The sequence below is a fragment of the Streptomyces sp. NPDC006430 genome (assembly GCF_040612395.1).
In the GTDB taxonomy this organism is placed as follows: domain Bacteria; phylum Actinomycetota; class Actinomycetes; order Streptomycetales; family Streptomycetaceae; genus Streptomyces.
Genome location: NZ_JBEXQA010000003.1, coordinates 74,093 through 93,756, shown reverse-complemented (window position 1 = coordinate 93,756; position 19,664 = coordinate 74,093). Strand labels below are relative to the sequence as shown.

The window sequence follows — 19,664 nt, the reverse complement described above, 5'->3', positions numbered from 1 at the left end:
GGGATCTGTGGTGTTGCGCGGTACGGACTCAGGCACTCGCGATCGGGGACTGTCCCGTCCACTGAGCTTTGACCGGCATCTCAACGAACCTTGACCACCTCAGGGCGCCAGCAGCCTGCTAGCGGGACCGGTCAAGGTTCGGTGAGATCGGTCAAGGTTCAGTGAGACGGGACAGTGACCGCTCTCATCCAATCGAGGCGTTTACTCAGCTCTCGGTGAAACTAGCCGTACGGGCCAAACGCGCTGGGGGTGCTGGTGGCCGTACCGGCTGAGGTGGATCTCACGGAGCCCTACGTCGAGCTGTCGTACGTGGACGCCGTATGTCAGCGGCAGCGGCGTCCGCTGCTGGACTGTGTGACCGCCCGGTTCGAGGACGCGGCACCGGTACGGCCCTTCCGGTGGTCTCGTGGTGAACGTCACTTTGCCGGCTGGTACTGGGCGGCGACGACCGGGCAGCGCGTCGGTTTCGAGTCCTGGCTGGAGCGGGACCGCCTTCTGCTCATGGACTTCGACCCGCAGGTGGCGGGGATCGCCTCGCAGGGCGGGCTTTTGCCGGCGGTGACATGTCGGTCCTGGAGCGAAGGTTGGCAGCCTATGGCCTGGGCTGTCTTCGCTGGAGTCGCGACGAAGTGTCCCCCCTGAGCTGCGAGGGTGCCGGGCTATTTGATGCGGTCGAGGAAGCCGAGCACCCGATGGGTGGTCTGCGTTGCAGCGTGCTCGTCGTGCGACGGCAGGCTGCTGTCGGTGAACAGGTGCCTGTCGCCGGGATAGAGGAACAACTCGGCGTCCTCCGCCGTCTCGACGAGAGCGCGGGCCGCGTCCACATCGCCTTCCCCGGCGAAGAACGGATCTGCGTCCATGCCGTGGACCTGGACTGGGACGTCCTGGGGCCAGGCGCCGCCGAACTCCGAGACCGGGAGGCATGCCTCGAGCAGCAGCGCGCCCTTTGCGCCGGGGCGGGTCTGGGCCAGTTTCTGCGCCGGCAGGACGCCGAGCGAGAACCCGAGGTAGACGAGCTCCGCAGGCAGCTTTCCGGCGGCGGCGGTTCCGCGTGCGATGACCGTGCCGAACCCGATGTTCTCGGCGTAGCCGATGCCCTCCTCGAGGCTGTCGAATGCCTGTCCCTCGAAGAGGTCCGGGACGTGGACGGTGTGTCCGGCCCGTCGCAGCTGCTCGGCGAACTCGCGCACGCCGGCGGTCAGCCCGTGCCCGTGGTGGAAAACCAGCACCTCAGCCATGTCGCTCCCCTCGTGCTGCAGTGCCCGCGCGGCACCGCAGCACGAGTATGACCCGTGGCACTGACACCCGCGGGTCCCCTGTCGACAGGATCAGATTTTGTTCGAGGGTGATGTTCTCGGTGGTGATCCGCTGGATGGCTTCCTCGGTCCACTGGGCCTACAAGTCGCGGATCTGGCCGCGGAGTTCGCCGATTCGGATGCGCTGGGAGAGGATCTCGGCCTGGGCGGCCTTGAGGGTTCTCGCGTCGGAGTCGGGCGATGGCCTGGTGGACCCGCTACAGGGGACGCCGCGGTGCGGGGCTCGGGAACGGTGGCGGTGTTCATGCAACTTCCTGTTCGGGGGTGTCGCCGTCGGCTGTGCACGAGAGTGATGGGGTCGCCTTCGGGGGGCGCGCGCGTCGTCACGGCGATCAGCGCTGGTCACGGCTCCTCGGGCGGGCGAGGCGTTCGAGCGAGCTGATGCGCAGCTCCTCGCACGGCGCGGTCCGGCGTTCAACTCCGTCGACGACACGCGTCTTGGTTCCCGCCGACGCATCGTCATCTCGGCGGCGGAGGTCCAACACTAATGATCACCAGAGTCACCAGGGGGAGCCCGCAGCATGACCGGCACCACGGAGGCCCTTGACGGGTCGGCTGCAGTCGACGATGCAGCACGAAGCGTCACGCGCCCGTTCTACGTATACGCCGTACTCGCCAACACGCTGTTCCAGCGCGGCGTATTCGTCCTCTTCCTCTATCAGCGAGGCTTCTCCGCCGGGCAAGTGGCTCTACTGCAGACACTGCTCTACCTGGTCGGCGGACTTGCGGAGTTGCCGACGGGAATCATCGCCGACCGAATCGGCAGGCGTGCCAGCATCGTGATCGGCCAGGTGCTGGTAGCTGGATGTCTGCTCGGTCAGGTGGCGTTCTCCGACTACTGGGTGTTCCTGGCGCTGTTCATCGGGCAGGGCGTGGGCATGGCATGTGTGTCCGGTTCGGACACCGCCCTGCTGTACGACCTGCTCGTGCGTCGTGGTGCAACGGCCAGCTACGTCAAGATCAAGTCCCGGTTCACCATGCTCGGGACGGTCACCTCGGGAGCCGCCATCGTCTTCGGCGGCCAACTGCAGCAGATTTCCTGGGGAGTCGTCTACGTCGGTTCGGCGGCGTGCCTCGTCCTGGCCGTGGTGGTGCTGATGTCACGGGTGCCCGAGATCCGCGGCGCGGACGCGGTGGACGAGCAGGACGGAACCGAGGAGGGGCACGGCGACGCCACAGCGTGGCGGGCGATGCTTCGGGTCGCCACGCCGGCGCTCGTGACGCTTGTCGTGGTGTCCGGATTGATGCATGCGACTTTGACGCCGTACATCATTTTTACGCAGAAGACCCTCTCCGATCAGGGAGCGGGAACCGCATTGGTCAGCGTGGTCATATCGGCGGGATTCTTCGCCGGCGGGCTCACTCCCTTGCTGTCGGACCGCGCGGACCGGCGCATCGGGTATCGGGTCATCGTCCCGGTGTCTCTCCTGACGCTCGCCGTGGCGCTCGGCCTGAGCGGCCTCGGCCTTGTCCGGGTCACCATCGCCGCGTTCCTGGTCCTGGTCGGAATTCCCGAGATCACCGCCGTGATCGTGGACAACGTTTTCAACGAGGCGGTGCCGTCGCGCCACCGGGCGAGCCTGCTGTCGATGATCGCGTTCGTGGAGTCGGCGCTCATCGGCATCGGCTATCTCGTCCTCGGCGCGCTCATGGACGGGTTGGGCTCCAGTGTGGGCATGGCCACCTATGCCGCGGTCCCCCTGCTGGCATGTCTCGTGTGGCTCCCGGTGCTCTTCCGAGGGGCACGGGTGACCACCGAGGTCGAAAATGGCCCCTCGAACGGAGCCGGTGTGGAAACGTAGCCGCAAGGGAGTGACGTGGAGAATCGGTTCGCGGGCAGGTGCGCGTCGTGCTCGGTGTCGGTGTCGGCGGGCGGTGTCTCGGCAAGGGCCTCAACGGAAGCCGGGAAGTGCGGTGCCGGGAGACGAGGCAATGGGCCGCGTCGCCGCGAGCGGCGTGGACGGGCCGGACACGTTGCTGGTCGCTGCCTGCCCCGACTCCTCACCCCCGCGGGGAGGCGCCCGAGGACCTGCGTACGGTCAGGGCGGCGGGCACCGTGAGCTGGCCCGGCAGCGCGCACTGCGGGAACTCCAGCAACCCGACCAGCGCGGCGACGGCGGCCTCGCCGATGACACCGGGCCGCAGGGTCACCGTACTGACTGGCGGATCGCCCCGACCGTACGCCGGATCCTCGCTCGCACAGACGAGGAGCAGGTCGTCCGGCACCCGCAGGCCGTGCCGCGCAGCAGCGGCCAACACCGGACGGCCGCCCGGATCGTAGAGGGAGTAGACGGCATCGACGGTTCGCCCCGGGGAGAACCGGTCGAACGCGTGCCGGGGGCGTCGTCCGGCAGGAAGGGGACCGGCCGGCAGCGGTGGCACGCCGCGTTCCGCGCACCACTGTTCGTACGCCTCGGTCACTGCGTACGTGTAGTGCTCGGACCCGAAGCCGCAGTGCAGTGCGATGCGCCGGCCCCGGCCGCGGCGAGGTGGTCGAGCACCTCGCGGGTGGTCGCCGCGTGGTCGTTGTCCACCCAGATGTCCCCGGGGTGCGGATCGACGGGCCGGCCGTCGAAGACCACGGGGATGCCGCGGGCGCGCAATGCCCGCAGCACCGGATCGCCCTTCGGGCTGTCGAGCAACAACATGCTGTCCACTGCGAGAAGTAGGAGACCGCGAGGAAGTTCCAGGCGGACCCGGCGAAGGTGGTGACGGCCAGGCCCAGACTGCGGGTGCGGCAACGGGCACTGACGCGGCGACGACCTCAGCTGCCCGCCGGGGGGCGCGCGGAGGAGCGCGGGGCAGGGCGCGCGAGGGGGCGGGCGCCAGGGCTCCGGCGCGAGTGCGCGAGGGGGCTCCGGCCCGAGCACCCGAGGTCGTGGCGGGCGGCCCAGGCGTTCACGGCAGCGGCGATCTCCTCGGGCCGGTCCTCCGGACAGAGATGGGCGGCGGGGCCGCAGTACGCGGTCTCCAGCCCCGCGATGTTCTCCTCGCACCAGGCGATGAGGGCCGGACCGACCATCAGGGTGGGCGAACCATCGAAGGTCAGCAGCAGTTTGGGCACCTGCGCGGCGGCCAGCCAGGCGTCGTACTCCTCGACGCGGGCGACGACGTCGGCCGGTTCGCCGTCCAGCGGCATGGACCGGGCCCACTGGAGCATGGGGAGCCGACTCGCCGGGGTGGGGTACGGCGCGGCGTAGACGGCGCGGTCGGCCTCAGCCATCGGCCGGAGCACGGTCTTGCCGATGCCGTCCTCGATGAAGAGGTTCCGGTCCAGGACCATCTCCTCCCCCGTGCCCGGGGTGCGCAGTTCCTCGAACCGGGAGCGGGCCGCGGGCGGGAACTCGTCCCAACCCATCGGCCGCAGGATCGTCTCCATGAAGACCATCCCGCGGACCCGCCCCGGATGCCGGGCCGCCCAGTCGAAGGCGAGCGCCCCGCCCCAATCCTGGCCGACGAGGACCACCTCGGAGAGTCCGAGCGCGTCGAACCAGGCGTCCAGGTAACGGGCGTGGTCGGCGAAGCGGTACGCACCGCCGGGCTTGCCGGAGCGGCCCATGCCGATGAGGTCGGGGGCGAGCACCCGGACCCGGCCCGCCTCCACGCCCTCGATGCGGGGCAGCACGCCCCGCCAGAGGTGGGAGGAGGTGGGGTTGCCGTGCAGGAAGACGAAGGGGATGCCCTCGCCCTCCCGGCCCCGCTCCTCGTAGTGCACGGTCGAGTCGAGTACGTCGATCGTGGGCATGGCAGTCCCCTTCGCCGCGCATTGACCTATTCATTGGCGTCACTAACGTTCGTGACACTAACGAAGCTATATCGTTGGTGCCACTAACGCAACGGGTAGGATCGCCACCATGAACACGGACGAGGGGTCGGGCGGGGACGCAATGGTCCCGGAGCGACTGCGGAAACTGCCCAGCCGACTACTGGCGCAGGCCTCCACGCACGCCCAGCGACTGGTGACCGAGGGGCTGAACGGGGCGGATGCCCACAAATGGCATTACGCCGTCCTGGTCGCACTGGAGGAGTACGGACCCGCGAGCCAGGCGGCCCTGAGCGACCGCACCGGCATCCACCGCAGCGACCTGGTCGCCGTCATCAACGAACTCGCCGAGCGCGACCTGGTCGAACGGGCCCCCGATCCCGCCGACCGCAGGCGCAACGTCGTCACCATCACCCCACCCGGCCGGCGCTGGCTGCGCAAGCTGGAACAACTCCTCGACGCGGCCCAGGAAGAGCTTCTGTCCCCTTTGTCCACACAGGAGCGGGAGCAGCTCACCCACCTCCTCGGCCGGGTCGTCGCGCACCACACACCCGTCGGTCCACGGACGGGACACGCCGGAACTGACGGTCGATAACACCCGTCTGCCACACCCGACGCAGGGGTCATCTCATATCTGAGATACGGTGCACCCATGGCAGACGACTACCTCGTACGCATCGGCAAGCTCATCCGTGACGCCCGTCAGCACCGGGGCTGGACACAGAGTCAGCTCGCGGATGCGCTCGGCACCAGCCAGAGCGCAGTGAACCGGATCGAGCGCGGCAACCAGAACATCAGCCTTGAGATGATCGCCCGAATCGGTGAAGCTCTCGACAGCGAGATCGTCTCTCTGGGCTACGCCGGTCCGATGCACCTGCGCGTCGTCGGGGGCCGCCGACTGTCCGGCGCCATCGACGTCAAGACGAGCAAGAACGCGTGCGTGGCCCTGCTGTGCGCCTCCCTGCTGAACAGGGGCCGTACGGTACTGCGCCGGGTCGCCCGCATCGAGGAGGTCTACCGGCTCCTGGAGGTCCTGAACTCCATCGGTGTCCGCACCCGCTGGATCAACGACGGCGTGGACCTGGAAATCGTCCCGCCGGTCGCCCTCGACATGGACGCCATGGACGCGGACGCGGCCCGCCGGACCCGGAGCATCATCATGTTCCTGGGCCCCCTGCTACACCGGATGGACCAGTTCCGCCTGCCGTACGCGGGCGGCTGCGACCTCGGCACCCGCACCATCGAGCCCCACATGATCGCCCTGCGCCGCTTCGGCCTGGACATCACCGCGACCGAGGGCATCTACCACGCGAAGGTCGAGCCGGGGGTCTCCCCGAGCCGCCCGATCGTGCTGACCGAGCGCGGGGACACCGTCACCGAGAACGCACTGCTGGCCGCCGCCCGGCATGCCGGCGTCACCGTCATCCGCAACGCCTCCTCCAACTACATGGTCCAGGACCTGTGCTTCTTCCTCGAAGCGCTCGGCGTCAAGGTCGAGGGCATCGGCACGACCACCCTGACCGTCCACGGCGTCCCGAACATCGACGTGGACGTGGACTACTCCCCCTCCGAAGACCCGGTCGAGGCGATGAGCCTGCTCGCCGCCGCGGTGGTCACGGAGTCGGAGCTGACGATCCGCCGGGTCCCGATCGAGTTCATGGAGATCGAGCTCGCGGTCCTGGAGGAGATGGGCCTCGACCACGACCGCTCGGCGGAGTACACGGCGGACAACGGCCGCACCCGCCTGGTCGACCTCACGGTCCGCCCCTCGAAGCTCGAAGCCCCGATCGACAAGATCCACCCGATGCCCTTCCCCGGGCTGAACATCGACAACGTCCCCTTCTTCGCGGCCATCGCCGCCGTCGCCCAGGGCCAGACCCTGATCCACGACTGGGTGTACGACAACCGGGCCATCTACCTGACGGACCTGAACCGCCTCGGTGGCCGCCTCCAACTCCTCGACCCGCACCGCGTCCTGGTCGAAGGCCCCACCCGCTGGCGCGCCGCGGAAATGATGTGCCCGCCGGCCCTGCGCCCGGCGGTGGTCGTCCTCCTGGCGATGATGGCGGCGGAGGGCACCTCGGTGCTGCGCAACGTCTACGTCATCAACCGCGGCTACGAGGAACTGGCGGAACGCCTCAACTCGGTGGGTGCCCAGATCGAGATCTTCCGCGACATCTAGTGCTGTGGCCGGTGAACCCTTCCGGCCACAGCACTAAGCGGTCGCGGCCCGGCCGCGCGCCCCGCAGCCCCGTCCCTCCTTCCCCGGAGCGGCGGGGCTTCGGCGATCCCCTCGGGCGGCCGGTGCATGGGCCACCTACGCCAGCGAGGCGTGGCACTGCCCCGGCGGGAGCACGGATCCCGGGGCACCCCGCGGCAGTGCGACGCCGTACGGGAGTGCCCGGAGGCGATCGACGCGGGCCGCACGGCGGGGTCCGTCGTCTCCACGGCGGAGGCGCAGCCGTAGGTCCTACGGGACCGGTCGGCCGGGTGCGGCCGTACGGTTCGTGTCGGGTGAGAGTGGCGTGAAACGACGTCACATGCGGTGGATCGACCCGCGTACGCTGCGGCGGTTCTGCATAACGTTGATCTTGGGGGGTCATCCATGTTCCACCGTCGGGGATTTGCCGTGGCTGCGGTCGTCGGGGCGGTCGTCCTGCTGGGCAGCAGCTGTGAGGATTCCGCGTCCGGCCGGGGCGCGGACAAGCCGGCCGCCACCACGGCCGGCGCCGCCGCGCCCTCGCCCTCACCCAGTACGCCGGCGATGCCCTCGCTGATCGGGCAGAAGTTCGGCGAGGCCGAGGCCGCCGTCAAGCCGCTGGTCAGCAGACCCGTCGAGGCCCGCAGCAGCTTCGGCGACATCCCGTTGGCCGCGGACCACGGCCAGTGGCCGGTCTGCTTCCAGACCCCGGCTGCCGGGAGTCCGGTGGCGCCGGCCACCGCCGTCGAGCTCTCGCTCGTACCCCCCGGCCGGGCCTGCCCGGACACGGCGGGCGCCACCTCGGCACCGTCCAGGACCCCGGAGGCCAGCCCGACCGCCGCGCCGCCGAAGCCGAAGACCTCGCCCCCGACCGACGGCGGCTCCACCGGCGGAGACGGCGGCGGCAGTGGTGCCGGCAGCGTCTACTACAAGAACTGCGCCCAGGCCAGGGCAGCCGGGGCGGCGCCCATGCGCCGAGGCCAGCCCGGCTACCGGGACGCCCTCGACCGCGACAAGGACGGCGTCGCCTGCGACAAGTAACAGACGGGGCAGGCACGGGCCGAACGGCGATTTTCGGCCTGTTGGCGCAGCGGTCCTCGGCGGTACCGGCCCGCGCCGTGCAGAATCGGCCCGTCGGTACGGTGTCGAGGGGGCGGCCATGGCTGTGGAAACACGAACGGGAACCGGTACGCAGGCCCCGGCACTGGAGGGGATGCCGCTGCTCGGTTCGCTGTTCGACCTGAAAGCGGACTCGCTCGGCACCTATCTGCGCGCCCAGCAGCGCCACGGCGACGTCGTACGGATCACCGCCGGCCCGCCGGGGCTGCGGACCGTGCTCCACTGCATCTTCTCCGCGGAGGGCGCGCAGCAGGTCCTGGCCTCGGAGTCGGCCAACTTCCGCAAGGACAACGCCTTCTACCAGGAGGTCCGGGACTCCTTCGGCAACGGCCTGCTGACCAGCCAGGACGAGGACTACCTGCGCCAGCGACGGCTGGTGCAGCCGCTGTTCACCAAACGCCGGGTGGACGGCTACGCCAGCGCCGTCGCCACCGAGACCCGGGCCGTCGTCGCGGCCTGGGAGCAGGCCCCGGGCAGCGTGATCGACGTCGGGGAGGAGATGATGCAGCTCGCCCTGCGCGCGGTCACCCGCATCCTGTTCGGCATCGACGTGGACGCTACCGTCGACGTCGTCGACCGGTGTTTTCCGGTCATCACGGATTACGTGCTGCGCCGCGGCTACTCCCCCGCCAACATTCCTCGGACCTGGCCCACACCGGGCAACAAGCGGGCCGCCACCGCCATGGACGAGCTGTACGCGGTGTGCGACGGGATCATCAGCGAGCGGCGGGGCGGGGCCGCGGCCCGGGGCGATGACCTGTTGAGCCTGCTCGCCGCCGCCACGAGCGCAGACGACCTCGAGTTCGACGCGGCAGAGCTGCGCGACCAGGTGCTGATCTTCCTGCTCGCCGGGCACGAGACGACCGCCACCTCGCTCGCCTTCTCCTTGCACCTGCTGGCCCGCCACCCCGAGCAGCAGGCGCGGGCCCGCGAGGAGGTCTCCCGGGTCCTGGGCGGCCGTCCGCCCGAGGCCGCCGATCTGGACCGGCTTCCCTACCTCATGCAGGTCCTCAAGGAGGCGATGCGGCTCTACCCGGCGGCCCCGGTCATCGGCCGCAGCGCCGTCGCCGCCACCGAGGTCGGGGGCCACACCGTCCCGGCGGGCGCGAACGTGATCCTGGCCCCGTGGGTGACGCACCGCCATCCCCGGTACTGGCCCGACCCGGACCGCTTCGATCCGGACCGTTTCACGCCGGAGGCGGAGGCCGGCCGCCCCCGCTACGCCTGGTTCCCCTTCGGCGGCGGCCCCCGCGCCTGCATAGGGCAGCACTTCTCGATGCTGGAGTCGGTGGTCGCGTTGGCGATGATCCTGCGCTCGTACGCGTTCGAGGCCGTGGACACCGAGGTACCGGTCAGCGCCGGGATCACGTTGCGGGTGGACGGCCCGATGCGCTGCCGGATCCGCGCCCTGGCCGACTGACGGGTCCAGGTCCGTTGGGGCGGGCGCCCACCCGCGACGGACCCGCTCCGGGACGGACGGCTCCGCTGCGGACGGGATGGTCAGACGGCCGTCGGCGTGTGGTTGCCCTGGAGTCGCTGGAGGTCCGACGGGCGGACCTGGATCGCGAACAGCGCGATGGTCGCCGCGACCAGGGCGAAGAGCGCCGCGACGATGAACGCAGCGCTCACGCCCGAGGTCAGCACCTGGTCGCCCCAGGGGTCCGGAAGCTGGCCGGTGCGCAGGAAGACGGCCTTCTGTTCGGGGTTGGCCGAACTCAAGAAGGCCGGGACCTGCTGGTGGGCCTCGTTGCGGCTGGCCGTGCCGAAGACCGTGACCAGGATGGACAGGCCCAGCGAACCGCCCACCTGCTGGGTCGTGTTGAGCAGCCCGGACGCCGCACCGGATTCGCGGTCGGGGACGTTGGACAGGGCCATGAGGGTCAGCGACACGAACTGCATGCCCATGCCGAGGCTGAAGACGAGCATGGGGCCCAGGATGCTGCCCAGGTACGTCGAGTCGACGTCGGTCTGCGTCAGCCAGGCCAGCCCGGCAGCCGAGAGCAGGGCGCCCGTCACCATGAAGGGCTTCGGTCCGAACTTGGGCAGGAGCTGGGAGGTGACGCCCGCGCCGACGCCGATGACGGCGCTCACCGGCAGGAAGGCGAAGCCCGCCTGGAGCGGACTGAAGCCCAGTACGTTCTGCACGAACAGGGTCAGGAAGAAGAACATGCCGAACATCGCGCAGGCGAGGAAGAGCATGATCCCGTACGTGCCGGCCCGGTTGCGGTCGGCGAACATGTGCAGCGGGGTGATCGGCTGCGGCGAGCGCCGTTCGTTGAGGAAGAAGAGCAGCAGCAGGACCACGGCGACGCCGAAGGAGGCGAGCGTGAAGGGGTCGCGCCAACCCTCCTGGGACGCGCGGATGAAGCCGTAGACGAGCGAAACCATGCCCAGGGTGGACAGCAGTGCGCCCGCGAGGTCGAAGTGTCCGGGATGGCGTGCGGACTCGCGGATGACCCGTGTGGCCGTCAGTGCGATGGCCAGGGCGATCGGGACGTTGACGAAGAACACCCAGCGCCAGTCGAGCCATTCGACCAGGATGCCGCCGGCCAGCAGCCCGATCGCGCCGCCGCCGGCCGAGACCGCGGCGAACACGCCGAACGCCCGGTTGCGCGCCGGGCCTTCGCGGAAGGTGGTGGTGATCAGTGCCAGTGCAGTCGGGGAGGCGATGGCACCGCCGACACCCTGTAGGGCCCGAGCGCCCATCAACTGGCCCTCGCTCTGCGCGAACCCGCCCAGGAGCGAGGCCAGGCCGAAGAGCAGGACGCCGGAGATGAAGACGCGCTTGCGGCCGAGGATGTCACCGGCGCGTCCACCGAGGAGCAGCAGTCCACCGAAGGTGAGGGTGTAGGCGTTGACGACCCAGGACAGGCTCTCGGTGGAGAAGCCGAGGGCGGTCTGGATGTGCGGCAGCGCGATGTTCACGATGGTGATGTCGAGAACGACCATGAGCTGGCAAGAGGCGATGACGAACAGGGCGAGCCCGTTTCCGCTTCCTCGGACCTTGCCGTCGGTCCCGGTGCTGGTCGGCGATGCGTTCCGGTCCACCTTTCGACGCTAAACCTGCACCCGGGGGCACACCACTCGAATGGCCTAGGCTGCATGACATATACAGTGTGCCATTTCACATGACACACTCCGATCATGGATGACTTCCTCAGGCTCTCCGCGAGCACGGCCCGCTTCACGCACGGCGCCCCGCGCGCGTTCTCCTTCGGGGACGACGGCCGGCTGCTCTGGTTCCTCCGCTCCACCGGCCCCACCGACCCCTTCGACAGCCTCTGGGTCCTGGACACCGCCACCGGCACCGAGACCCGCCTCGCCGATCCCCGCGAACTGTCCCCCGAGCCGGGCGTCCTGCCGACCGGCGAGCGCCGGCTGCGCGAGCGGATCCGGCTCGTCGCCGCGGGGATCGGCTCGTACGCACTCTCCGGCGACGGCCGGAGCGCGGTCTTCCCGCTGTTCGGGCGGCTGTACCGGGTCACGTACGAGGGCGCACCCGACGCGACCGGGCAGCCGACCGGACAGCCGGGCGGACAGCCGGGCGGACGGCCCGAGGAGACCCCCACCGCCGGGCCCGTCCTGGACCCCCGCCTCAACGCCGACGGCACCCGTACCGCGTACGTGGCCGACGACGCCCTCCACACCGCCCCGGGCGGCCGGGTCAGCCCCGCCGACGGGGCCCGTTGGGGCGTGGCGGAGTTCGTCGCCGCCGAGGAACTCGGGCGGGCCCGGGGCCACTGGTGGTCCCCCGACGGGGAAACCCTGCTGGCCGCCCGCGTCTGCGAATCCGCCCTCCAGCGTCGCCACTTCGCCGACCCCGCACACCCCGAACTGCCGGCCGAGGACTTCGCCTATCCCGAGGCCGGCGGGCCCAACGCCGAGGTGCAGCTGTGGGTGCTCGGCCCGAACGGCGCCCGGACGCGCCTCGACTGGGATGCCGAAACGTACCCCTACGTCAGCGACGCCGACTGGGAGTCGACCGAAGAGATCCTGCTGACCGTGCAGGACCGGCTCCAGCAACGCGTCCTGCTGCTCTCCGCCGACCCGACCACCGGCCGGACCCGTGAACTGTCCCGCACCACGCACCCCCAGTGGGTCGACCCGATGCTGCCCGGCACCCCGGCCCGGCTGCCCGACGGGCGGATGCTGACCGCCGCCGAGACTCCCCCCGCCACCGTCGGGGGCGCCCTCACCTGCGGCGCCGCGCGCGCCCTAGCCGTCGACGGGCGCCTGATCACCGGGGACTCGATCCAGGTCCGCCGGGTGGCCGGTACCCACGGGGCCCAGCTGCTCATCGAGGCCGGGCAGCGCGACCCCTCCGAGCAGCAGGTCCTGCTCCTCGACCCCACCACCGGGGAGTTGACCCCGCTGGCGGACGGCCCCGGGGTACACAGCGTCCAGGCCTCCGCCGGGGCTCTGCTGCTGACCTCCGCCGATGCCGACGGGGTGCGTAGGATCGTGCGCACCGCCGACGGAAGGGAGTTCGTCCCGCTCGACCTCTCCGAGCCGCTGCCGTACCGGGTGGTGCCGGTGCTCGAACGGGTCACCGAGCACGCCGTCCCCACCTCGGTGGTCTTCCCCCGCGGCCACGTCCCCGGCCGGCGGCTGCCCGTCCTCATGGACAGTTACGGCGGGCCCGGCTTCCAGGACGTGTCCGCCGAACCGCGCCGCTGGCAACACCGGCAGTGGTGGGCCGACCGGGGCTTCGCGGTGGTGACCGTCGACAACCGCGGGACCCCGTACGTCTCGCCCGCCTTCACCCACGCCGTGTACCGCGGGTTCTCCGAGGTCACCCTCGAAGACCAGGTCGCGGCCCTGCACGCGCTCGGCGAACGCCACCCGGACCTCGACCTGGACCGAGTCGGCGTACGCGGCTGGTCGTACGGCGGCTACCTGTCCGCCATGGCGGTGCTGCGCCGCCCCGACGTCTTCCACGCAGCCGCCGCCGGGGCCGCCCCGACCGACTTCCGGTACTACGACACGGCGTACACCGAGCGCTATCTCGGGCTGCCCCAGGAACACCCCGAGGTGTACGAGCAGGACTCGCTGATCCCGGACGCCCCGCAACTGATCCGACCGCTGCTGCTGATCACTGGCCTGGCCGACGACAACGTCCACCCCTCGCACACCCTGCGCCTGTCCCAGGCCCTGACCGACGCGGGCCGCCCGCACCAACTCCTGGCCCTGCCCGGGGTCACCCACATGACCCCGAACGGGACGAGGGAGAAGCTCATGGCGCTGGAACTGGAGTTCTTCCGCAAGGAGCTCGCCTGACGGACGCCCCGCAAGGGAAGGACCCCGGAGCCGATCGTGTCGGCTCCGGGGTCCCTTCTTTCCCGGGGTTCCCGTCAGTCCCCCGGGAAGTGACAGGCCACCTCGCGCGAGGCGGCGGTCCTCAACAGCGGCCTTTCCGTACGGCACACCTCCTGCGCCTTGGGGCAGCGCGGATGGAAGGTGCAGCCCGGGGGCGGGGCAGCCGGGCTCGGCGGGTCACCGAGCAGCACGATCCGCTCGCGCCGCCGCTCGGCCGCCGGGTCCGGCAACGGCACGGCGGACAGCAGCGCCCGGGTGTACGGGTGTTGCGGGTTCCCGTAGAGGGCCTGCCGGTCACCGATCTCGACGATCCGGCCGAGGTACATCACCGCGACCCGGTCACTGACCCGTTTGACCACGGACAGGTCGTGCGCGATGAACACGTAGGCCAGGCCCAGTTCGGCGCGCAGCCGTTCCATCAGGTTGACGATCTGGGCCTGTACGGAGACGTCGAGGGCGGAAACGGGTTCGTCGGCGACGATCAGCCGGGGACTGGTGGCCAGCGAGCGGGCGATCCCGATGCGCTGGGCCTGGCCGCCGGAGAACTCGTGCGGGTAACGGTCGATGTGCTCGGGGATCAGCCCGACCAGCTCCATCAGCTCGGCCGCCCGACGGCGCGCGTCGGAAGCCGACCAACCCTGCACCAGCAAGGGGTCGGAGATAATCCGGGCCACCGTCTGGCGGGGGTTGAGGGAGGAGTGCGGGTCCTGGAAGACCATCTGGAGGTGCCGCCGGAGCGGGCGGAGTGCGCCTTGGGACAGCCTGGTGATGTCCCGTCCGTCGAAGGAGACGCTGCCGGAGGTGGGCTCCAGCAGCCTCACCAGCATCCGGCCGGTGGTGGACTTCCCACAGCCCGACTCGCCCACCAGGCCGAGGGTTTCGCCCGCCGCGAGTTCGAAGGAGATCCCGTCGACGGCGCGCACGGGCGCCCCCCGGCGCCCGGACGCGGAGCGCCTGCCCGGGAAGGCCATCGAGAGATCGCGTACGGACAGCAGCGGCGCGGGCGGGGCCGGCTGCGTACCGGCCCCGGCCGGCTCTGCGGTGGTGTCCGGGGGGCGGGCCTCTACGGTCATCGGGACGCCTCCGGGGCGGACGCAGCGGACGGGGCGGACGCAGCGCCCGGCACGGCGCCGGCCCCCGCGAGGTGGCATGCGGCGGTGCGCCGGGCGCTCCCTTGGGGCCGGAGCTGGGGGCGCTCGGTGACACAGCGGCTCCGCTGCTCCGGAGTGCCCGCGGCGGCGAGGTGGCAGCGCGGGGCGAACGCACAGCCCGGAGCGGGCGCGAGCAGGGAGGGTGGGGAGCCGGGAATGGCCCGCAGGGGCTCGTCGTCGTTGTCGTCGAGCCGCGGCAGCGAGTCGAGCAGTCCCCGGGTGTACGGGTGGGCGGGGTCGGCGAACAGCTCGTCGACGAGGGCCCGTTCCACCGCCCGCCCCCCGTACATGACCAGCACCTCATGGGCGACGCGGGCGACCACGCCCAGGTCATGGGTGATCATCACGATGCCCAGGCCGCGCTCCTGCTGGAGGCGCGCGAGGAGTTCCAGGATCTGGGCCTGCACGGTCACGTCGAGGGCGGTGGTGGGCTCGTCGGCGATCAGCAGGTCCGGCTCGCAGGCCAGCGCCATGGCGATCATCGCGCGCTGGCGCATGCCGCCGGAGAACTGGTGCGGGTACTCCCCCGCCCGGCGGGCCGGTTCCGGGATGCCGACCTCGCCGAGCATCTCGACCGCACGTCTGCGCGCGGTCGCCCGGCCCGCCTTGAAGTGCACGCGGACGTGCTCGGCGATCTGCTCCCCGACCGTGTAGTACGGGTGCAGGCTGGAGAGCGGGTCCTGGAAGATCATGGCCATCTTCCGGCCGCGCAACCGGGACAGCTCGCGCTCGGACATCGCGGTGAGCTCCTGCCCGGCGAGGGCGATGGAGCCGCCGACCTCGGCGCCCCGGTGCAGGCCCATGACGGCGAGCGAGGTGACCGACTTGCCGGACCCGGACTCCCCGACGATGCCGAGGGTCCGTCCGGCTTCCACGGTGAACCCGAGTTGGTCGACGGCGCGTACGGAGCCGCGCGGGGTGGTGAACGTGACGGACAGATCGCGCACGTCGAGCAGTGGCGGTGGTGCGGCGGCCATCAGTACCTCACCCTCGGGTCGATGACGGCGTACAGGAGGTCGACCGCGAGATTGGCGACGACGATGAAGAAGGCGGCGAGCAGCGTGACCCCGAGGACGACCGGCTGGTCCGAGCTGACCAGGGCCCCGTAGAACAGTCTTCCGATGCCCGGGAGTCCGAAGATGGACTCGGTGATGACGGCGCCGGCGAGCAGCCCGCCGAGGTCCATGCCGAAGATGGTGAGGATCGGGGTCATCCCGGAGCGCAGGCCGTGTTTGACGACGACCGTACGCTCGGGCATTCCCTTGGCTCGGGCGGTGCGGATGTACGGCTCGGCCATGGCTTCGATCATCGAGCCCCGGCTCTGGCGTGCGTACATGGCCGCGTACAGCAGGGCGAGCGCGGTCCAGGGCAGCAGCAGGTTCGTGGCCCAGCCGAGCGGGTCGTCGCCGAAGGCCTGGTAGCTGGGGTAGGGCAGGATGCCGGCGATGCGGATGACCCCGTAGATGAGCATGACGGAGGTGAAGTACACCGGCAGCGAGGCTGCGGCGACCGCGCCGACCATCAGGGCCTTGTCGGTGACGGTGTCCTTGCGCAGGGCGGCGGTGACCCCGGCGCCGAGGCCGAGGACGAGCCAGAGCGCGGCGGCACCGACGGCGAGGGAGGCGGAGACCGGGAGCCGGTCCATCAAGAGGTCCCACACGGGCAGGGAGTTCTCGTACGAGTAGCCCAGGCAGGGGAAGTCGCACTGGACGGCGTACTGGCCGGTGCCCAGGGTGCGGCCGGTGAAGATGCCGGTGAGGAAGTCGGCGAACTGCCGCCACAGCGGCTGGTCCAGGCCCAGGTACTCCCGTACGTCGGCCACGCGTTCGGCGCTGCAGGTCTTGCCGCAGGCGGCTGCGGCCGGGTCGGAGGGCAGGACGTAGAAGATGAGGAAGGTGACGGCGGCGATGGCGAGCAGGACACCGACCAGGGCGAGCAGTCGGCGCGCGAGGTAGAGGATCACGTGCGGCCGCCCCTCGGGTCGAGGATGTCGCGCAGGGCGTCGCCGAGCAGGGTGAAGGCGAGTACCGCGAGGAAGAGGAAGGTGCTCGGGATGACGAAGTACATGGGGTCGGTCTCGTAGAAGGCCACGGACTCGGCGATCATCTGGCCCCAGGACGGGGTGGGCGGGCGCACGCCGACACCGAGGTAGCTGAGGGCGGCCTCGGTGCTGATCATGCCGGGTATGAGGAGGGTGGTGTAGGCGATGACCGGCCCCGAGACGCCCGGGAGGATGTCGCGGGTCAGGATCCGCCAGGAGCTCGATCCGGCGACGCGTGCGGCGTCGACGTACTCGCGGTGCTTGAGGGAGAGCGTCTGGCCGCGGACCACGCGGGCGACGCCGGGCCAGCCGAACACGCCGATGACGGCGGTCATGAGCACGATCCGGTTGACGTCCTTGGCCACCGACAGCATCGCGATCATGAAGATGAGGGAGGGGAAGGACATCGTCAGGTCCATCACGCGGGACAGGACCGCGTCGATGCGGCCACCGAAGTAGCCGGCCACGATCCCGGCGGTGGTGCCGGTGACCACCACGATGGCGGTGGCGGCGAAGGCGATGAGCAGGGAGACCTGGGCGCCGTGGATGACGCGGGCGAACAGGTCGCGGCCGGTGACGGGTTCGACTCCGAGCCAGTGCTCGGGGCTGATCCCGCCCAGGGAGCCGAGCGGCTGGCCGCCGAGGTAGGGGTCGATGGCTGCCTTGTCGAAATCCTCGGGGGACCATCCGCCGAGTGCGCCCAGCCAGGGGGCGCAGACGGCCATCAGGACGAAGAGGAGGACGACGCAGAGGCTGATGCGGACGGCGGGGCGGCGGCGGAGCTCCCGCCGGGCGAGCTGCCAGGGGCTGCTGCCCGGGGGGCCTTCCTTGACCGGTGCGCCTGCTGCGGGTGCGGTGGTGGTGGTCATGGGTGCGGGGCCTCGGGGTTCCTCAGCCCTGGCTCTTCGACGGGTCCTTGAGTCCCACGGTCCCGTAGTCGATGGTGCCGGTCCACACGGGGTGGCCGAAGGCGCCGGCGATGTTGGGGCCGACGAGCAGCGGCTTGCGCTCCAGCAGGATCGGGACGGAGGGGGACTTCTTCATGATGTCGGCGTCCAGGTCGATCCAGGCCTGGTTGGCCTGCTTCGCGTCGGCCATGGCGTTGATCTCGTCGATCCGCTTCGTGGTGGCCTCGTCGCGGAACTGGGCGTAGTTGCCCTGGTTGCCCTTGTCCTTGATGGTGCGCCCGTCGAAGACGAAGGGGATCCAGGTGGAACCGGAGGGGTAGTCCGGGCACCAACCGGCGAGCGTCATGTCGGGGGTGGTGGACAGGTCACCGATGACGTCGTAGTACGCGCCGGGGTCGATGGTGTCGATGACGACCTCGATGCCGACACGGGACAGCCCCTGCTGGATGGCTTCGGCCTTGCCCTTGTCTCCGGTGGAGACGGCGAGGGAGACCTTCAGGGTCTCCTTGCCCGCCGCCTTGAGGAGTTCCTTGGCCTTGGCGGGGTCACCGGCCGGGGCGATCTTCAGGGTGTCGGCCTGCTTGCCGCCGGAGAGGGCCGGGGGCAGGTAGGCGGTGGCGACCTCGTTGAGGGCGGGGCCGCCGCCCGCGGTGACCACGGCTTCCTTGTCGACGGCGTACTGGAGGGCCTCGCGGACCTTGGGGTCGTTGAAGGGGGCGCGGGAGTTGTTCAGGTGGAGCATCTCGGTGCACCCCTGGGACTCGGCGAGGAGCCGTGCCTTGATCTCCGGCTTCGGCAGCACCTTGGGGGCGCTCTCGGGGCGCATGTCGGCGTATTCGACGGCGGAGGCGTCGGCGCCCTCCCCGGCGATGATCCGGTCGTCGATCTGGCCGCCCTTGAGGCCCATGACTACGACGAACTTGTCCGGATAGGCCTTGCGCACGGTGTCCGTCTTCGGGTCCCAGTGCTCGTTGCGGACGAGCACCAGCTTCTTGTCCCGGTCGTACGACTCGATCTTGTACGGGCCGGAGGAGAACGGGCGGGCGTCGTACTGGGTGCCCTTCTCCTGGGACTGCGGGACGGGCGCGAAGGTGGGGAGGGTGGCCGTCGCGGAGAACTCGGCGACGGGCCGCTTGAGTTCGAAGACGATGGTGCGGTCGTCCGGGGTCTTGACGGAGTCGAGGTGCTGGCCCTGGAGGGGGCCCTTGTAGCCCTCGGTGCCGGCCAGGTACTGGGCGGCGTAGTCGGGGCCGCCGGTGAGGTCGGGGGCGAAGGAGCGCTCGACGTTGTACTTGATGTCCTGGGCCTTGATCGGCGATCCGTCCTCGTACTTCACGCCCTCTTTGAGGGTGAAGGTCCAGGTCTTCCCGCCGTTGGAGGGGGTGCCGAGATCGGTGGCGAGGTCGGGGACGAGCTCGCTGCCGGCCTTGCCGGGCTCGGCCTTGAAGGTGACGAGCGTGCGGTAGAGGAGCCGGGTGCCGAAGTCCATGGTCGGCATGACCCAGTTGCGGGCGGGGTCGAGGTGGGCGAAGTCCTGGTTGGAAAGGACCGTGAGGGTGCCGCCCTTGACCGGGGTGCCGCCGAGGACCTTTCCGTCGTTGGCGGCGGCGGGGTTGGCCGCGCCGCCGCCGGTGGAGCCCTTCTTGGGGTCGGAGCAGCCCGAGGCACCGAGTGCGAGTGCCGCCACCAGGGCGGTGGCGAGGGCGAGTTGGGTGCGCTTGGTCATGGGTCACTCCAGTGAAGGGCCGCGCTCTATGATGTGACCGGTAACATAGTAATGTGAAATTGCACTGACAAGAGGTTGGTGGCGTCGTTATCCAGCCGTGCCCAAATCCGTTCCCACGAAGGCG

17 protein-coding genes and 1 pseudogene are annotated in these 19,664 nt (G+C 70.5%); 8 read left to right on the top strand and 10 right to left on the bottom strand.

Annotated features, from left to right (window positions below):
• Positions 1–255: 255 nt before the first annotated feature.
• Positions 256–540, top strand: a pseudogene (locus tag ABZZ20_RS06430) (hypothetical protein); the annotation flags it as partial.
• Between the two features lie 119 nt (positions 541–659).
• Here the strand turns inward: ABZZ20_RS06430 and ABZZ20_RS06425 are convergent.
• Positions 660–1,238 (bottom strand): dienelactone hydrolase family protein, encoded by a 579-nt coding sequence (locus tag ABZZ20_RS06425; protein ID WP_356867392.1) that lies wholly within the window; start codon positions 1,236–1,238, stop codon positions 660–662.
• 599 nt (positions 1,239–1,837) lie between these two features.
• Between ABZZ20_RS06425 and ABZZ20_RS06420 the strand changes: the two genes are divergently transcribed.
• Entirely contained in the window at positions 1,838–3,118 is a 1,281-nt protein-coding gene (locus tag ABZZ20_RS06420; RefSeq protein WP_356867390.1) for an MFS transporter, read from the top strand.
• Between the two features lie 199 nt (positions 3,119–3,317).
• Here ABZZ20_RS06420 and ABZZ20_RS06415 read toward each other — a convergent pair whose 3' ends face one another.
• The 3 genes from ABZZ20_RS06415 to ABZZ20_RS06405 all read right to left on the bottom strand — a co-directional run bounded on the left by ABZZ20_RS06415 (position 3,318) and on the right by ABZZ20_RS06405 (position 5,091).
• Complete coding sequence (locus tag ABZZ20_RS06415; RefSeq protein ID WP_356867388.1) at positions 3,318–3,737, bottom strand: substrate-binding domain-containing protein; 420 nt, start codon at positions 3,735–3,737, stop codon at positions 3,318–3,320.
• Positions 3,734–3,973 carry a hypothetical protein gene (locus ABZZ20_RS06410; RefSeq protein WP_356867386.1) on the bottom strand — a complete coding sequence of 80 codons (240 nt, stop codon included), beginning with the start codon at positions 3,971–3,973 and terminating at the stop codon, positions 3,734–3,736. Before ABZZ20_RS06410 ends, ABZZ20_RS06415 begins: the two co-directional genes overlap by 4 nt.
• Before the next feature lie 107 nt (positions 3,974–4,080).
• Positions 4,081–5,091: a haloalkane dehalogenase gene (locus tag ABZZ20_RS06405; RefSeq protein ID WP_356867959.1), complete on the bottom strand. Its 1,011-nt coding sequence runs from the start codon at positions 5,089–5,091 to the stop codon at positions 4,081–4,083.
• Between the two features lie 79 nt (positions 5,092–5,170).
• Here ABZZ20_RS06405 and ABZZ20_RS06400 point away from each other — a divergent pair, with 79 nt between their 5' ends.
• From ABZZ20_RS06400 to ABZZ20_RS06380, 5 genes are all read left to right on the top strand, one after another.
• The gene (locus ABZZ20_RS06400; RefSeq protein WP_356867384.1) at positions 5,171–5,674 is read left to right on the top strand and encodes a MarR family winged helix-turn-helix transcriptional regulator; all 504 of its coding nucleotides are present in this window, start codon (positions 5,171–5,173) and stop codon (positions 5,672–5,674) included.
• 57 nt (positions 5,675–5,731) lie between these two features.
• Positions 5,732–7,261, top strand: coding sequence for a UDP-N-acetylglucosamine 1-carboxyvinyltransferase (locus ABZZ20_RS06395; RefSeq protein WP_356867382.1), 1,530 nt, complete (start codon positions 5,732–5,734; stop codon positions 7,259–7,261).
• Between the two features lie 150 nt (positions 7,262–7,411).
• Positions 7,412–7,546, top strand: a complete 135-nt coding sequence (locus ABZZ20_RS06390) for a hypothetical protein (protein WP_356867380.1) — start codon at positions 7,412–7,414, stop codon at positions 7,544–7,546.
• A gap of 162 nt (positions 7,547–7,708) precedes the next feature.
• Positions 7,709–8,320, top strand: coding sequence for an excalibur calcium-binding domain-containing protein (locus ABZZ20_RS06385; RefSeq protein ID WP_356867378.1), 612 nt, complete (start codon positions 7,709–7,711; stop codon positions 8,318–8,320).
• Between the two features lie 118 nt (positions 8,321–8,438).
• Positions 8,439–9,818, top strand: a complete 1,380-nt coding sequence (locus tag ABZZ20_RS06380) for a cytochrome P450 (RefSeq protein ID WP_356867376.1) — start codon at positions 8,439–8,441, stop codon at positions 9,816–9,818.
• Between the two features lie 80 nt (positions 9,819–9,898).
• Here the strand turns inward: ABZZ20_RS06380 and ABZZ20_RS06375 are convergent, their stop codons facing one another.
• Positions 9,899–11,446: an MFS transporter gene (locus tag ABZZ20_RS06375; RefSeq protein WP_356867374.1), complete on the bottom strand. Its 1,548-nt coding sequence runs from the start codon at positions 11,444–11,446 to the stop codon at positions 9,899–9,901.
• 96 nt (positions 11,447–11,542) lie between these two features.
• Here ABZZ20_RS06375 and ABZZ20_RS06370 point away from each other — a divergent pair, with 96 nt between their 5' ends.
• Positions 11,543–13,675, top strand: coding sequence for a prolyl oligopeptidase family serine peptidase (locus ABZZ20_RS06370; RefSeq protein WP_356867372.1), 2,133 nt, complete (start codon positions 11,543–11,545; stop codon positions 13,673–13,675).
• Positions 13,676–13,749: 74 nt separating this feature from the next.
• Here the strand turns inward: ABZZ20_RS06370 and ABZZ20_RS06365 are convergent, their stop codons facing one another.
• The 5 genes from ABZZ20_RS06365 to ABZZ20_RS06345 form a co-directional block, all read right to left on the bottom strand.
• A complete protein-coding gene (locus ABZZ20_RS06365) occupies positions 13,750–14,685 on the bottom strand; it encodes an oligopeptide/dipeptide ABC transporter ATP-binding protein (protein WP_356867958.1) in 936 nt (311 codons plus the stop codon).
• A gap of 98 nt (positions 14,686–14,783) precedes the next feature.
• The gene (locus ABZZ20_RS06360) at positions 14,784–15,842 is read right to left on the bottom strand and encodes an ABC transporter ATP-binding protein (protein ID WP_356867370.1); all 1,059 of its coding nucleotides are present in this window, start codon (positions 15,840–15,842) and stop codon (positions 14,784–14,786) included.
• Positions 15,842–16,828, bottom strand: a complete 987-nt coding sequence (locus tag ABZZ20_RS06355) for an ABC transporter permease (protein WP_356867368.1) — start codon at positions 16,826–16,828, stop codon at positions 15,842–15,844. Before ABZZ20_RS06355 ends, ABZZ20_RS06360 begins: the two co-directional genes overlap by 1 nt.
• Positions 16,825–17,775: an ABC transporter permease gene (locus ABZZ20_RS06350; protein ID WP_356867366.1), complete on the bottom strand. Its 951-nt coding sequence runs from the start codon at positions 17,773–17,775 to the stop codon at positions 16,825–16,827. Before ABZZ20_RS06350 ends, ABZZ20_RS06355 begins: the two co-directional genes overlap by 4 nt.
• Positions 17,776–17,797: 22 nt before the next feature.
• A complete protein-coding gene (locus ABZZ20_RS06345) occupies positions 17,798–19,540 on the bottom strand; it encodes an ABC transporter substrate-binding protein (RefSeq protein WP_356867364.1) in 1,743 nt (580 codons plus the stop codon).
• Between the last annotated feature and the right edge of the window lie 124 nt (positions 19,541–19,664).